This window comes from Streptomyces sp. JN8 (genome assembly GCF_055808075.1).
Window position 1 is genome coordinate 2,170,689 of the sequence record NZ_CM147852.1, and the last position, 12,382, is coordinate 2,183,070.

Sequence of the window (12,382 nt, forward strand, 5' to 3'; positions counted from 1 at the left end):
GTCCGAGTATGATCCGCGACCACCCTCGCGACCAGGCATTTTTCCCGGCACACCGGCGCTGCGGCACCCCCGCCCCGCCGTCGCGCCCCGCGGCCCGACGGGGGCGCACGGCGGAACGGGCGGACGCGGCAGGGCGGGCACGGCGGAACGGGGCGTGCGGCGGAACGGGCGGACGCGTGCCCGGCCCGCCGCCGAGTGCGGCCCGGGCACGGGCCGCCGTCGCGTACGGGCACGGGCCGGCGCCGCATAGCCGCCCGGTACGGCGCCGCGTACGGGCCCCGACTCAGCCGCCGCCCTCCGCGGCGGCCAGGGTCGGGCCGAGGGCGGAGATCGTCGCCGGGCCCACCCGGCAGCAGCCGCCGACGAGCCGCGCACCGGACGCCGCCCACCCGACGGCCAGGGCCGGGTCGAAGGCGGTGGCGCCGTGCCAGCCCCGGGCGGCCGCGTCCCACCGCTCCCCGCTGTTGGGGTAGACGACGGCCGGCTTCCCGCTCGCGGCGACCGCGCGCTCCACGGCCGCCCCGGCCTCCGCAGGGTCGCAGCAGTTCACCCCGACGGCGAGGACCCGGTCGTTCCCCGCGGCGACCGCGAAGGCCTCCGCCAGGTCCTGCCCGGCCCGGGTCCGCCCGCCGTCGACCGTGTACGAGAGCCACACGGGGATCCCGCAGTCCTCCACCGCCCGCAGCAGCGCCTCCGCCTCGACGACGTCCGGGACGGTCTCCAGCGCCAGCACGTCCGGCTCCGCCGCCGCCAGCGCCTCGATCCGGGGCCGGTGGAAGGCCTCGAGGTCCCGTACGGACAGCCCGTACCGTCCCCGGTACTCGCTGCCGTCCGCGAGCATCGCGCCGTAGGGCCCCACGGATCCGGCGACCCACACCTCCTCCCGCGCCCCGGCCGCCGCGGCCCGGGCCAGCTCCACACTGCGGGCGAACAGCCGCGCCGCCTCCTCCCGGCCCGTGCCCCGTCGGGCGAAGCCCTGGAACGTGGCCTGATAGCTGGAGGTGATGAGCACCCGGGCACCGGCCCGCACGTACGCCGCGTGTGCCGCCTCGATCTGCTCGGGCCCGTCGGCCAGGAGCCGCGCGGACCAGAGCGCGTCCGAGAGGTCGCAGCCCTGCGCCTCCAGCTGGTTGGACAGCCCTCCGTCGAGGACGAGGACCTCCGCCGCGAGGGCCTCGGCGAACGTACGGTCCGGTGTCATCGGCTCGCCCCCCTCATCCCAGCTGCGACTGGACCCGGGCCGAGATCAGCTCCAGGTGGTCCAGGTCGTCCAGGTCGAGGACCTGGAGGTAGACCCGGCTGGAACCGATCGCCGCGTACCGCCCGATCTTGTCGACGACCTCGGCGGGCGACCCCGCGAGACCGTTCGCCTTGAGCTCGTCCACGTCCCGTCCGATGGCGGCGGCCCGGCGGGCCACCTCCGCGTCGTCCTTGCCGACGCAGACGACCAGGGCGTTGGAGTACACCAGGTCGTCGGGGGCCCGCCCGGCCTCCACGGCGGCGGCCCGGACGCGGCCGAACTGCCGCTCGCTGTCCTCGATCGAGGCGAACGGGATGTTGAACTCGTCGGCGTACCGCGCGGCCAGCCGGGGCGTGCGGCGCGCGCCGTGGCCGCCGACGAGGACCGGGATCCGGTCCTGCGCCGGCTTGGGCAGGGCCGGGGAGTCGGTGAGCCGGTAGAACTCCCCCTCGTGGGTGAAGGTCTTCCCGACCTCGGTCTCCCACAGCCCGGTGACGATCGCCAGCTGCTCCTCCAGCCGGCCGAACTTCTCCTTCGGGAACGGAATGCCGTAGGCCTTGTGCTCCTCCTCGAACCAGCCCGCGCCGAGGCCGAGTTCGACCCGCCCGCCCGACATCCGGTCGACCTGGGCGACCTGGATGGCGAGCACGCCGGGGAGCCGGAAGGTCCCGGCCGTCATCAGGGTGCCGAGGCGGATCCGCTTGGTCTCCCGGGCCAGCCCGGCCAGGGTGATCCAGGCGTCGGTCGGTCCGGGCAGCCCGTCGGCGGACCCCATCGCGAGATAGTGGTCGGAGCGGAAGAAGGCGTCGAAGCCGAGCTCCTCGGTGGCCTTCGCCATGGTGAGGAGGGTGTCGTAGTCGGCGCCCTGCTGGGGCTCGGTGAAGATGCGAAGATCCATGCCTCCATCCTGCACCGTCGGGTGCGTGTCAACCTCTCCGTCAGCTCCTCGTGGCCCCCGGCTCGGTCGGGTGAATATCCCTCCCCGTGGCGGGCGGCGTCCGGCCCGGCCAGTGACCGGCGCCCGCACCCGTCGTTGGCTCGGGCGGAGCCGGACCGCCCGGCCCGCGTGCCGGCGGCCGCTGCCGGTGCGCCGCTCTCTCTCGCGGCCCCGTCCTCGGCGGCGGGGTCCGGGCCGAGGAGGCCCCCATGTCCCAGGAAGCCGCGCCGGAGCAGGCCGTACCCGAACATCCGGCGCCGCGGACCGTGCCCGAGCAGAAGGGCGCCGGCGCCCCCAAGGGCCTGCTCCAGCAGATGGAGGAGATGATGGCGGCGCTCTCGGCCGACCTGAACCGGCTGGACGCCGACCTCCAGTCCACCGCCGACCGACTCGACGCCGACCCCCGGTCCGCCGCCGACCGCCTCGCTCCCGAGCGGCCCGCCGACGACCGGCCCGAACTCCTCGGGCACTGATACCGGGAGACCCGCCCGGCCCGGCCCGGCGCCCCGAGCCGCGCGGCGCTCACCACCGGCCCCGCCCCGGGCCCGCGCGGTCCCGGGCGGCGTCGGGCGGGCGGGCCCGCTCGCCGTCCCGCACGGCGAGGCGCCGCAGCATCCCGCGGACCCGGTCGCTCGACTCGTCGGCGGCGTCGATGGCCTCGATGCACTGCCAGTAGAGCCCCTCGTCGTCGGTGGCGCAGGCCACGGCGACCAGGGCGATGCCCACCTCCCCGAGCAGCTCACCGAGCGCGGTCAGCGCCCCGCGCGGGTCCGCCACCTCCGACAGCCGGGCCGCCCGCGGCCCGCCGGCGCCCCACGCCGGGTACTCCCCGATCTCGCTCAGTCCCCGTGCCTCGCCGCGCAGTTCCTGCGGTCCGCAGAGCGCGAGCCGGCTCCCTATCGCCTGGGCGAGCGCCTGCGCCTGCCAGGCCTCCGCCACGATGTCCTGTGCCGATCCGCTCTCCGCCAGCGCGTGCCGGCCAAGCGCGACGAGTCGTTCCGCTTCCATCAACGCCGCCCCCGTTCGTACGACTTATCTGCCCACTGAGTCCACTACCCAGAGTGAGGCGGCCTGAGCCCCACCACCAGGGGATTTCGGAAATCTGTGGACAGGAGGCTCGACGGGGAAAAGCCGATCACTCCGCAGAGTGACGATCTCCGCCTGGATCCCCCTCCGTTCCTCCCGGATCCCCCTCCGTTCCTCCGGTCTTCGGCTCGCCGCCCCGCTTCCGGGCGGGAAACCGGACCTCGTTCCGGTCGATCTTGGCAGCGAGCGCGGCCAGCGGATCGACACCGAGCACCCCGCAGAACTGCAGGAGGTAGGCGAGCACGTCTGCCACCTCGTCGGCGACCCGGTGCGCGGAGTCCGGGTCGTCCATCACCCGCTCCGCCTGCTCGGGCGTCAACCACTGGAAGATCTCCAGAAGTTCGGCCGCCTCCACGCTGAGTGCCGCCGCCAGGTTCTTGGGCGTGTGGTAGGGCTGCCAGTCGCGGGCGGCCGCGAACTCGGCCAGCCTCCGCTGCAGTCCCGCTACGTCGTCGTCCGTCACGTGCCCAGGTCTACCACCGTCACCCCGGGAGTCCGGCGGGCCTGCGCCGCCGTCCGCGCCCCGACCGTGCCGGCGACCCTGACGTGGCCGTCGGCGGCGATGCCCGCGGCGAGCGCCAGCAGTTCGCCGGCCTGCCGCTCGTCGAGCCCCCGGTCGAGTCCGTCGGCGAGCAGCGTCAGGGACTGCATGGCCTCCGGCACCTCGGCGATCCGGTCCATCTCCAGGACGCCGGGGCCGGTGAGCAGGGTCAGGGCGAGCGCGAGGTAGCGCAGTTCGCCGTCGCCGAGGCGGGCGAGCGGGGTCGCGGGGCGGCCGCCCCGCTCCAGGACGGCCCGGACGGTGCCCTCCGGGAGCTCCTGCACGCCGACTCCGGTGACGGGTCCCGCGCAGCCGGCCGCCGCGACCGCCGCGAGTCGGTGGTGCCGGCGCGGGCAGTCGGTGTGGGTGCGGTGCAGGACCTCGGCGAGGTTGCCGCAGCCGCGCCGCAGCCGCCCCTCGCCGGGCGGTACCGGGGTGCGCATGCTCGCGGGTCGGGGGTCGCAGGCGAAGGCGGACCGCAGTCCGACGACCGCCTGCTCGGCGGCCGCCAGGACCTCCAGCTGCCCGGGGGTCTTGCCCGCGACCCGCAGCGGCAGCAGGGCCGTGCCGAGGAGGTCGTCGGGGAAGGGCGCCCGGGTGACGGGGGTGCTGCCGGCGGTGTGCCACTCGGCCTGGACGGTGGGGCGGCCCGGGTCGCGCAGGGCGGTGGCGAGGAGGGTGCGGCCGCGGCCGGTGAGCCGCTCGCCGACGATCCGGAGCCGGGGTTCGACCTGGACGGCGAGGTCGAGGTGGACGGGGCCCTCGGGTCCGTCGACCGTGCACCCGACGCGGAAGCCGCGCCGGCCCTGGGCGTCGGGGCGGGCCCGCTCGGGGACGCAGTCGGCGGCGTCGGGGAACACCTCGCCGAGGGTGTCGCCCGCGCAGAGCCGGGCCAGCGCCTCGTACGCGCGCAGGGTGGTGGACTTCCCGCTGCCGCTGGGTCCGGTGAAGAGCGTGACCGGCCCGAGGCGGTGCGCCGCGGAGCGGTGCCGGGCGAACGCGGACAGGCGGAGTTCGGTGACGGCGGGCCGTGCGCGGAGTCCTCCGCCGCCTCGCCCGTCGGCGGTCCCGGCTCCGGCGCGGACGCCCGCCCCGCCGTCGCCGGCGCGGCCGCGGGCCTCGGCCGCCCCGCCCGCGAGTCCGGGCCGGTCGCCCGCTCCCGCGCGCGGGGGCGCGTCGGTGCCGGGTCGGGCCCGTCGCCCGGCCCCGCCCTGGGCCGGCAGCCGGGGCGGGGCGCCCGGGGCGGGAACGCCGGTGGACGGTGCCCCCGGGGACGGGGTGCCGGAGCGGGGCGCGGCCGGGGAGTCGGAGTGGTCGAGCGTGAAGCCACCGGTGAGGTCCATGCCCGGACCGTACGCAGTGCGTTCCCTGACGAACCGTTACGGCTAGATGACCTTCCTACGATCGGGGGACGCCGGCGGTCCTGCCGTCCACCATGCTCTCCTCGTCCTCGCCCTCCGCGCCCTCGACCTCCGTGCCGGCCGGAGCCAGCAGGAAGACGTTCCGGTCGACGCGGTGCATGCCGCTGCCCAGGCCGAAGACCACGCCGCTGCTGAAGTCGAGGATGCGCTTGGCGACCTCGGTGTCGGCGCTCGTCAGGTCGAGGAGCACCGGGATCTGGGCGATGAGGTACTCGGCGACCTCGCGGGCGTCGGCGAACACCTGCACGCGGAGCACGACCATGCGGCGGTGCTCGGCGGATTCGTACTGCTCGGGGATCGTGCGGTGGTCGACCCTGGACGGCCATTCGTCACGGCCGCGCAGGGGCACGACCTGGGCGAGGCCCTCCCACTGCTCGTCGGTGACGTCGTACCTCTCGTACCTACTCATGGGGACATCCTCCCGCTCCTCACCCGTTCGGCCCAACAACGACACGAGGGGATGACGTGCCGGGACAGGTTCACCCCTTCGCGCCCCGGACCAGGCCTTTCCAGGTCACGGCCGCTCGCCGCGCGGGGCCGGCGGCGGCGCGCCCGGCTCCCGGGGTGCGGCCGGATGTCCGTCAACTCCGCTCCCCGGCGCTCCCGGACGGCTCCGGCAGGACCTCGCGGAGGCGGCCGAGGAGCCGGGGAGGCCGGCCTCGGGAGCGCCTACCCCGGTCGGCCGACCGGCTCGTCGCGGGCGTCGGCCCAGAGCGACCGCACGTGCCCGAGGTGGCGCCGCATGCACTCCTCCGCGCCGGAGACGTCCCCGGCGATCATCAGGTCGAGGAGTTCCAGGTGCTCCTCGGCGGAGGAGACGAGCCTGCCGGCCTCGTCCAGACCGGTCAGGCCGTAGAGGCGGGAGCGCTTGCGCAGGTCCCCCACCGTCTCGACCAGGCGGTCGTTGCCGGAGAGCGCGAGGAGCGCGAGGTGGAAGCGGCGGTCCGCCTCCAGGTAGCCGATGAGGTCGTGCGCCCGGGCGCACGAGACGATCTCCTGGGCGACCGGGCGCAGCGCCTCCAGTCGCTCGCGGTCGGCCGTCCTCGTGATGCGGCCGACGGTCGGGACCTCGATCAGGGTGCGCAGCTCGGTGAACTGGTCGAGGTCCCGCTCGCTGACCTCGGTGATCCGGAATCCCTTGTTGCGGACGGGTTCGACCAGGCCCTCCCGGGCCAGGTCGAGCATGGCCTCGCGGACCGGGGTCGCGGAGACGCCGAGGTCGCTCGCGAGTCCGGGGGCGGAGTAGACCTGGCCGGGGCGGAGCTCGCCGGCGATCAGGGCGGCGCGGAGGGCGTGCCCGACCTGGTCGCGGAGCCGCTCCTGGGCCCTGACGAGGCCGTACTGCTTCAGGTCACCCATCGTGCGTCCTCCGAGATGTCACGGGGGAGCATCGTACAATGTCACGTTTCTCCTGATGGGGCCGCGGACGGAGCCGGTTGCGCCCGGCCTCGTGCCGCTCGCCGGGCACCCCCCGGCGGAGCCCCGCCGACCGAACCCGGATGATCGAACGCATGCTCGCTCCCGTCGTGTCCGTACTCGCCCTGGCCGTGGTGCTCATCTGCGCCGTCGCCCGGCCCTTCCGCCTGCCCGAGGCGGTCTTCGCCGTGCCGGCCGCGGGCGCCGTGCTCGCCGTGGGCGCGGTCTCCTCCGGGGCCGTGCGCGAGGAGGCGGAGCGGCTGGGGCCGGTGATCGGGTTCCTGGCGGCCGTCCTCGTCCTCGCCAAGCTCTGCGACGACGAAGGGCTCTTCCACGCCTGCGGCACGTGGATGGCCCGCTGGGCCCGCCGCCGGCCGCAGCGGCTGCTGGGGGCCGTCTTCGTCCTCGCCTCGCTGATCACCGCGGTCCTGAGCCTCGACGCGACCGTCGTCCTGCTCACCCCCGTCGTCTTCGCGACGGCCGGCCGGATGGGAGCCCGGCCCGCACCCCACTCCTTCGCGAGCGCCCACCTCTCCAACACGGCCTCGCTGCTCCTGCCGGTCTCGAACCTCACGAACCTCCTCGCGTTCACGGCCACCGGTCTGGGCTTCACCCGGTTCGCGCTGCTGATGCTGCTCCCGTGGCTCACGGCGATCGCCGTGGAGTACGTCGTCGTCCGGCGCTTCTTCGCCAGCGACCTGGCCGCCCCGGCCACCCCCACCGATCCCCCGCCGCCCGCGCCCGTCCCCCTCTTCGCCCTGCTCACCGTGGCCGGGACCCTGGGCGGTTTCGCCCTCGCCTCGGCGACCGGGGTGGACCCGGCGTGGGCGGCCGCGGCGGGCGCCGGGGTGCTCGCCGTGCGGGCCCTGGTCCGCCGCACCACGACCCCGGGTGCGATCGTGGGCGCGGCGGCGCTGCCGTTCCTGGCGTTCGTCCTGGCCCTGGGGATCGTCGTCCGGGCGGTCGTCGACAACGGGCTCGGCTCCGTCCTGGCCCACGTCCTCCCCGACGGCACCTCGCTGCCCGCCCTGCTGGGCGTCGCCGCCGTGGCCGCCGTCCTGGCCAACCTCATCAACAACATCCCGGCGACCCTCGCCCTGGTGCCGCTCGCCGCGGCCTCGGGTCCGGGCGCGGTGCTCGCCGTCCTGCTGGGGGTGAACATCGGCCCCAACCTCACGTACGCCGGCTCCCTCGCCACGCTCCTGTGGCGCCGGATCGCCCACGACCACGACCACCCCGTGGGCCTGGGCGAGTTCAGCCGTCTCGGCCTCCTCACCGTTCCGGCGGCGCTCGCGGTCTCGACGGTGGCGCTCTGGGGCTCGCTCCACCTGTTCGGCACGTGACGGCAGCCGACTGCCGGGCGGGGGATGCACCCGGCTGCCGGCCAGGTGGAGGGACCCGGGAACTCGATGCCCCCCTGCTACGTTCTACAAGACCGTAGAAGTAACTCGACCCCTGGAGTACTCATGGCCCTGTGGGACCGCCTCAAGGAATCCGCATCGACGATGCAGACCCAGCTGGTGGCGAAGAAGAACGACCTGAAGAGCGGCGCGTTCCGGGACGCGAGCATGGCCATGTGCGCGCTGGTCGCCGCCGCCGACGGGACGATCGACCCCGCCGAGCGGCGCAGGGTCGCCCAGCTCATCTCGACCAACGAGGTCCTGCAGAACTTCGACGCGCTCGACCTCCAGCGCCGCTTCGACGCCAACCTGGACAAGCTCACGGCCGACTTCGACTTCGGCAAGGTGAGCGTGCTCCAGGAGATCGCCAAGGCGAAGAAGAAGCCGGCCGAGGCGCGCGCCATCGTCCAGATCGGCATCGTCATCGGCGGCGCCGACGGCGACTTCGACAAGACGGAGCAGGCCGTCGTCCGCGAGGCCTGCTTCACCCTGGACCTGCCGCCGCACGAGTTCGACCTCTGAGCCTCGGGTACGGGCGCCACGCGGGCGCGCCGCCGGTCACATCGGCGCGGCCGCGGCGCGCAGCACCAGGAAGAGCGTGACCGCCGAGTTCGCCGAGGACAGCGCCGACACCGTCGCCCCGCAGGCGGCGCACCAGACGGCGAGGCCCACGGCCGTGCCCGCCGGGGGCCACGCGCGCCCCGCGGGCGCCGGCCGCATCAGGGCCGCCACCCGCCGGGGCACCGGACCGGCGTCCCCGCCGGTCAGGGCGGGGAGCCCGGCGGCCGGCGAGCGCGGCGCGAGGAGCGCGGCCTTGCCGATCGCCCGGGCGACGGAGCGGCGGCTGCCGACCTCGGCGGCCGCCTCCTCGTCGGCCCAGCGCTCGGCGGTGTAGGAGACGGCGGTGCGCAGCGGGCGCAGGAACGGGTTGGCGCGCGCCGCGAGATGGACCGTCAGGAGGTGCCGGTGGTGGCGCCCGGCCAGATGGGCCCGCTCGTGCGCGAAGAGGGCCCGTCGCTCGGCGGGCGCGAGGCCCGCGAGCATCCCGGTGCTGACCACCACGCGACCGTGGCCCCGGACCGCTCCCCCGCGGCCCCGGGCCTCCCCGCCGGCGCGGCGGCGGCCGCGCGGTCCGCCGCCCGGTACGGCGTACGCGTACGGGGTGCGGTCCGGCAGGACGGCGACGGGCGTCCGCGGAAGGCCGGCGAGGGCCGCCACGACCCGGCGCCGGACCCGCACCTGGCGCCAGGCCGTCACGGCGCACGAGACCAGGACGGCGAGAAGCGCGGGGATGGCCGCACGGCCGGCGATCTCGTCGTACGGGAGGGCGGCGCGCACATCGGGGTCGGACCAGCTGTCCGGGAGCGGGTTGCCCGGGAGCTGCGCGGTGCCCACGATCATGAGCAGGCCGAGGCAGAGGGTGCTGCACACGGCGGAGACACCGGCGACGGCGGCCAGCAGGCGCGTCGCGGTGCGGGGGTGGAGCCGCTGCTCGGCCAGGCGGGCGACCGGCCAGGCGGTGAGCGGAAGGACCAGGGGAAGGAAGACGAAGACTCCCATGGCGGCTAGCCTTCCTCCTCCTCTGCGGCCTTGGCGAGCAGTTCACGAAGGAGTCGCTCTTCGTTCGGCGAGAGGCCGGTCACGAAGCTGGCGAGGACGGCCTGCCGGTCCGCCTCCGCGTCGAGCACCTTGCGCATCCGCAGGGCGGCGAGCCCGGCCTCGTCGGCGACCGCCGTCCACCGGAACGACCGGCCGTCGCGCTCGCGTTCGACGGCGCCCTTCGCCCGGAGGCGGGTGAGGATGGTGATGACGGTGGTGTAGGCGAGGCCGCCGCCGAGGCGCTCCCGCACCCAGGCCACGGGCACCGGCTCGGACGCCTCGCGCAGCACGGCGAGCACCTGGGACTCCAGCTCGCCCTGTCCGCGCCGGCGCGCGGAGGGCTCCGCTCCGCCCTCGTCCCGCTCCACCACGACGCCCTCCTCCACGTAGGAACAGCAGCCCATCGTACTGAACGGCCCGGCCGCCCCCGGGAGTCAATGGGTGTCGGCACCCATGTCCCTACATGCCCCCTACATGGAACAATTCAGGAATAGCGGAGGAACGAGCGGCGCGAGGGGGATCGGCACATGGGTTGGTTTCTGGGACTGGGCATCGCGGGTCTCGTCGTCCTCGCGCTCTCCCTCGTCTTCGACGGCGTCCTGGAGGCCGTCGGCGGGGGCCTCGACGGCCTCCTCTCGCTCCCGGTGATCGCCGGATTCGTGTCGGCCCTCGGGTTCACGGGCGCGCTCGCCACGGGAGCGGCGGGCGCCGGAGCGGTCGTCGCGACCCTCACGGGCATCGCCGCGGGCACCCTGGCGGGTGGGGCGACCTGGTGGTTCAGCCGGGCGCTGCTCCGTGACGGGGGCGCGCCCGCACCCCGGGGCGAGGACCTTCGGGGTACGGCGGGGGCGGTCGTCACGGCGATCCCGGCCGGCGGCTACGGCGAGGTCCTGCTCCATCTGGCGGGCCAGCCGGTGAAGTACGCGGCGAAGGCGGCGGCGCCGGTGGCCCGGGGCGCCGAGGTGTGGGTGGAGTCGGTGCTGTCGCCCACGTCGGTCACGGTCCGCCCCGTGGAGCGCTGACCCCCTCCGATCGGTGTCCCGCGTACGGCCTCCGGAGTACGGCGTCCCGCGTGCGGGCTGCCGGTGCGCGGTCGTCCCCCGGCGCGTCCGGCCGCCCGTGCCGCACGCGTCACCCGGCCGCTTCGGCCACCTCGTTCATCTCGCTCACCTCGTTCATCTCGCTCATCTCGCTCACCTCGCTCACCTCGCTCACCTCGCTCACCTCGCTCACCTCGCTCACCTCGTTCATCTCGCTCACCTCGTTCACCTCGTTCATCTCGCTTCATCGAAGGGATTCCCGCATGAGCCCTGTGCTGACCGCCGTCGTGGGGATAGTCGTCCTCGTCGTCCTGCTCGGCCTCGTCGTCGTCACGCGCTACAAGGTGGCCGGCCCCAGCGAGGCCTTCATCATCACCGGCAGACGGGGCAAGAAGGCCACCGACCCGGCCACGGGGCGGGTGTTCACCGACAACAGCGGCCAGAAGGTCGTGGTCGGCGGCGGCGTGTTCGTCGTCCCCTTCGTGCAGCAGAAGTTCACCCTCGACCTGTCGAGCCGGCACATCCCGGTCGCGGTCCGCGGCGCCGTCACCCTGCGCGGGGTGAAGGCCAACCTGGAGGGCGTCGCGATCGTCAAGGTCGGCGGCACCGAGGACTCGATCCGCGCGGCCGCGCAGCGCTTCCTGATGCAGCAGAACGGCATCGTGGGCTTCACCCAGGAGGTCCTGTCAGGTGCGCTGCGCTCCATCGTCGGCCGGATGTCGGTCGAGGACATCATCCGGGACCGGGCCGCGTTCGCCGGGCAGGTCGCCGAGGAGGCGGAGGCCAGCCTCTCCGGTCAGGGCCTGGTCCTCGACGCCTTCCAGATCCAGGACATCACCACCGAGGGCTCGTACCTGGAGGACCTGGGCCGGCCCGAGGCCGCCCGCGCCAAGCAGGAGGCGGACATCGCCGAGGCCGTCGCACGGCGCGCCGCCGAGCAGGCGCGGCTGAAGGCGGAGGAGGAGATCGCGATCGCCCAGCGGACCCTCTACCTGAAGCAGGCCGAGATCAAGGCACAGACGGACGAGGCCGCGGCCCAGGCGAACGCCGCCGGCCCGCTCGCCGAGGCCGCCCGCCAGCAGGACATCCTGGGCGAGCAGGAGAAGGTCGCCCAGCGCCAGGCCGCGCTGACCGACCGCCAGCTCGACACCCAGGTCCGCAAGCCCGCCGACGCCGCCCGCTACCAGGCCGAGCAGGAGGCCGAGGCCCGCCGGATCGGGCTGGTCAAGGAGGCGGAGGCGGACGCCCAGCGGGCCAGGCTCACCGGTGAGGGCGAGAAGGCCCACCGCGCGGCCCTCGCCGACGCCGTCCGCATCGAGGGCGAGGCGCAGGCCGCGGCGATCGCCGCGAAGGGTTCCGCCGAGGCCGAGGCCATGCGGAAGAAGGCGGACGCCTACGCCCAGTACGGGGACGCGGCCGTCCTCCAGATGCTCGTCGAGGTCCTGCCCCAGGTCGTGGCCAAGGCCTCGGAGCCGCTGTCGGCCGTCGAGAAGATGACGGTGATCTCGACGGACGGGGCGGGTCAGCTGTCCCGTACGGTCGCGGACAACGTCGCGCAGGGCGTGGAGCTGCTGTCCGCCACGACGGGCGTGGACCTCGCGCAGCTGCTCCAGGGCATCACGCGCAAGCAGGCGGAGAACCCGCCCGCGGAGCGGACGGGACCGCCGGCGGAGTCGATCGAGATCGCGGGCTGAGCGCCCCG

The 12,382-nt window shown here is 75.1% G+C and carries 15 protein-coding genes; 5 read left to right on the forward strand and 10 right to left on the reverse strand.

All coding sequences use genetic code 11. The features are described from left to right. Positions 1–283: 283 nt before the first annotated feature. Entirely contained in the window at positions 284–1,201 is a 918-nt protein-coding gene (gene mmuM, locus ACY0MR_RS09350) for a homocysteine S-methyltransferase (RefSeq protein WP_388803187.1), read from the reverse strand. 13 nt (positions 1,202–1,214) lie between these two features. Beyond that, a complete protein-coding gene (locus ACY0MR_RS09355) occupies positions 1,215–2,138 on the reverse strand; it encodes an LLM class F420-dependent oxidoreductase (protein ID WP_361863353.1) in 924 nt (307 codons plus the stop codon). A gap of 248 nt (positions 2,139–2,386) precedes the next feature. On the opposite strand from ACY0MR_RS09355, the gene ACY0MR_RS09360 reads away from it, so the two are divergent. Then, positions 2,387–2,650, forward strand: a complete 264-nt coding sequence (locus tag ACY0MR_RS09360; protein ID WP_473560234.1) for a hypothetical protein — start codon at positions 2,387–2,389, stop codon at positions 2,648–2,650. A gap of 49 nt (positions 2,651–2,699) precedes the next feature. On the opposite strand, the gene ACY0MR_RS09365 is transcribed toward ACY0MR_RS09360, so the two are convergent. From ACY0MR_RS09365 to ACY0MR_RS09385, 5 genes are all read right to left on the reverse strand, one after another. Next, positions 2,700–3,185 (reverse strand): DUF6099 family protein, encoded by a 486-nt coding sequence (locus ACY0MR_RS09365; RefSeq protein ID WP_388803193.1) that lies wholly within the window; start codon positions 3,183–3,185, stop codon positions 2,700–2,702. A 127-nt stretch (positions 3,186–3,312) separates the two neighbouring features. Further along, complete coding sequence (locus tag ACY0MR_RS09370) at positions 3,313–3,726, reverse strand: nucleotide pyrophosphohydrolase (RefSeq protein ID WP_388803196.1); 414 nt, start codon at positions 3,724–3,726, stop codon at positions 3,313–3,315. Then, positions 3,723–5,147: an AAA family ATPase gene (locus tag ACY0MR_RS09375; protein ID WP_404082005.1), complete on the reverse strand. Its 1,425-nt coding sequence runs from the start codon at positions 5,145–5,147 to the stop codon at positions 3,723–3,725. Before ACY0MR_RS09375 ends, ACY0MR_RS09370 begins: the two co-directional genes overlap by 4 nt. Before the next feature lie 55 nt (positions 5,148–5,202). After that, positions 5,203–5,634, reverse strand: a complete 432-nt coding sequence (locus ACY0MR_RS09380; protein ID WP_388803202.1) for a cell division protein SepF — start codon at positions 5,632–5,634, stop codon at positions 5,203–5,205. A gap of 260 nt (positions 5,635–5,894) precedes the next feature. Further along, on the reverse strand, positions 5,895–6,584 hold the full coding sequence (locus ACY0MR_RS09385; RefSeq protein WP_473560237.1) for a GntR family transcriptional regulator: 690 nt from the start codon (positions 6,582–6,584) through the stop codon (positions 5,895–5,897). A 152-nt stretch (positions 6,585–6,736) separates the two neighbouring features. On the opposite strand from ACY0MR_RS09385, the gene ACY0MR_RS09390 reads away from it, so the two are divergent. Next, a complete protein-coding gene (locus tag ACY0MR_RS09390; protein ID WP_473560240.1) occupies positions 6,737–7,984 on the forward strand; it encodes an SLC13 family permease in 1,248 nt (415 codons plus the stop codon). Positions 7,985–8,107: 123 nt separating this feature from the next. Beyond that, entirely contained in the window at positions 8,108–8,563 is a 456-nt protein-coding gene (locus ACY0MR_RS09395) for a tellurite resistance TerB family protein (protein WP_473560242.1), read from the forward strand. 36 nt (positions 8,564–8,599) lie between these two features. Here ACY0MR_RS09395 and ACY0MR_RS09400 read toward each other — a convergent pair whose 3' ends face one another. Together ACY0MR_RS09400 and ACY0MR_RS09405 are read right to left on the reverse strand one after the other, a co-directional pair. After that, on the reverse strand, positions 8,600–9,601 hold the full coding sequence (locus ACY0MR_RS09400) for a M56 family metallopeptidase (protein WP_473560244.1): 1,002 nt from the start codon (positions 9,599–9,601) through the stop codon (positions 8,600–8,602). A gap of 5 nt (positions 9,602–9,606) precedes the next feature. Beyond that, positions 9,607–10,008 carry a BlaI/MecI/CopY family transcriptional regulator gene (locus ACY0MR_RS09405; protein WP_388803427.1) on the reverse strand — a complete coding sequence of 134 codons (402 nt, stop codon included), beginning with the start codon at positions 10,006–10,008 and terminating at the stop codon, positions 9,607–9,609. A gap of 159 nt (positions 10,009–10,167) precedes the next feature. Between ACY0MR_RS09405 and ACY0MR_RS09410 the strand changes: the two genes are divergently transcribed. Continuing rightward, positions 10,168–10,662 (forward strand): hypothetical protein, encoded by a 495-nt coding sequence (locus ACY0MR_RS09410; protein ID WP_388803214.1) that lies wholly within the window; start codon positions 10,168–10,170, stop codon positions 10,660–10,662. A 109-nt stretch (positions 10,663–10,771) separates the two neighbouring features. Here ACY0MR_RS09410 and ACY0MR_RS09415 read toward each other — a convergent pair whose 3' ends face one another. Beyond that, positions 10,772–10,918 carry a hypothetical protein gene (locus ACY0MR_RS09415; RefSeq protein ID WP_473560246.1) on the reverse strand — a complete coding sequence of 49 codons (147 nt, stop codon included), beginning with the start codon at positions 10,916–10,918 and terminating at the stop codon, positions 10,772–10,774. A gap of 25 nt (positions 10,919–10,943) precedes the next feature. Here ACY0MR_RS09415 and ACY0MR_RS09420 point away from each other — a divergent pair, with 25 nt between their 5' ends. Further along, positions 10,944–12,374 carry a flotillin family protein gene (locus tag ACY0MR_RS09420; protein WP_388803217.1) on the forward strand — a complete coding sequence of 477 codons (1,431 nt, stop codon included), beginning with the start codon at positions 10,944–10,946 and terminating at the stop codon, positions 12,372–12,374. Positions 12,375–12,382 lie beyond the last annotated feature (8 nt).

What these genes read in the sequence shown, in the direction of transcription:
- mmuM (WP_388803187.1), bottom strand. Translation starts at nt 1,201, where the DNA reads ATGACACCGGACCGTACGTTCGCCGAGGCCCTCGCGGCGGAGGTCCTC.
- ACY0MR_RS09355 (WP_361863353.1), bottom strand. Translation starts at nt 2,138, where the DNA reads ATGGATCTTCGCATCTTCACCGAGCCCCAGCAGGGCGCCGACTACGAC.
- ACY0MR_RS09360 (WP_473560234.1), top strand. Translation starts at nt 2,387, where the DNA reads ATGTCCCAGGAAGCCGCGCCGGAGCAGGCCGTACCCGAACATCCGGCG.
- ACY0MR_RS09365 (WP_388803193.1), bottom strand. Translation starts at nt 3,185, where the DNA reads ATGGAAGCGGAACGACTCGTCGCGCTTGGCCGGCACGCGCTGGCGGAG.
- ACY0MR_RS09375 (WP_404082005.1), bottom strand. Translation starts at nt 5,147, where the DNA reads ATGGACCTCACCGGTGGCTTCACGCTCGACCACTCCGACTCCCCGGCC.
- ACY0MR_RS09380 (WP_388803202.1), bottom strand. Translation starts at nt 5,634, where the DNA reads ATGAGTAGGTACGAGAGGTACGACGTCACCGACGAGCAGTGGGAGGGC.
- ACY0MR_RS09385 (WP_473560237.1), bottom strand. Translation starts at nt 6,584, where the DNA reads ATGGGTGACCTGAAGCAGTACGGCCTCGTCAGGGCCCAGGAGCGGCTC.
- ACY0MR_RS09390 (WP_473560240.1), top strand. Translation starts at nt 6,737, where the DNA reads ATGCTCGCTCCCGTCGTGTCCGTACTCGCCCTGGCCGTGGTGCTCATC.
- ACY0MR_RS09395 (WP_473560242.1), top strand. Translation starts at nt 8,108, where the DNA reads ATGGCCCTGTGGGACCGCCTCAAGGAATCCGCATCGACGATGCAGACC.
- ACY0MR_RS09400 (WP_473560244.1), bottom strand. Translation starts at nt 9,601, where the DNA reads ATGGGAGTCTTCGTCTTCCTTCCCCTGGTCCTTCCGCTCACCGCCTGG.
- ACY0MR_RS09410 (WP_388803214.1), top strand. Translation starts at nt 10,168, where the DNA reads ATGGGTTGGTTTCTGGGACTGGGCATCGCGGGTCTCGTCGTCCTCGCG.
- ACY0MR_RS09415 (WP_473560246.1), bottom strand. Translation starts at nt 10,918, where the DNA reads ATGAACGAGGTGAACGAGGTGAGCGAGATGAACGAGGTGAGCGAGGTG.
- ACY0MR_RS09420 (WP_388803217.1), top strand. Translation starts at nt 10,944, where the DNA reads ATGAGCCCTGTGCTGACCGCCGTCGTGGGGATAGTCGTCCTCGTCGTC.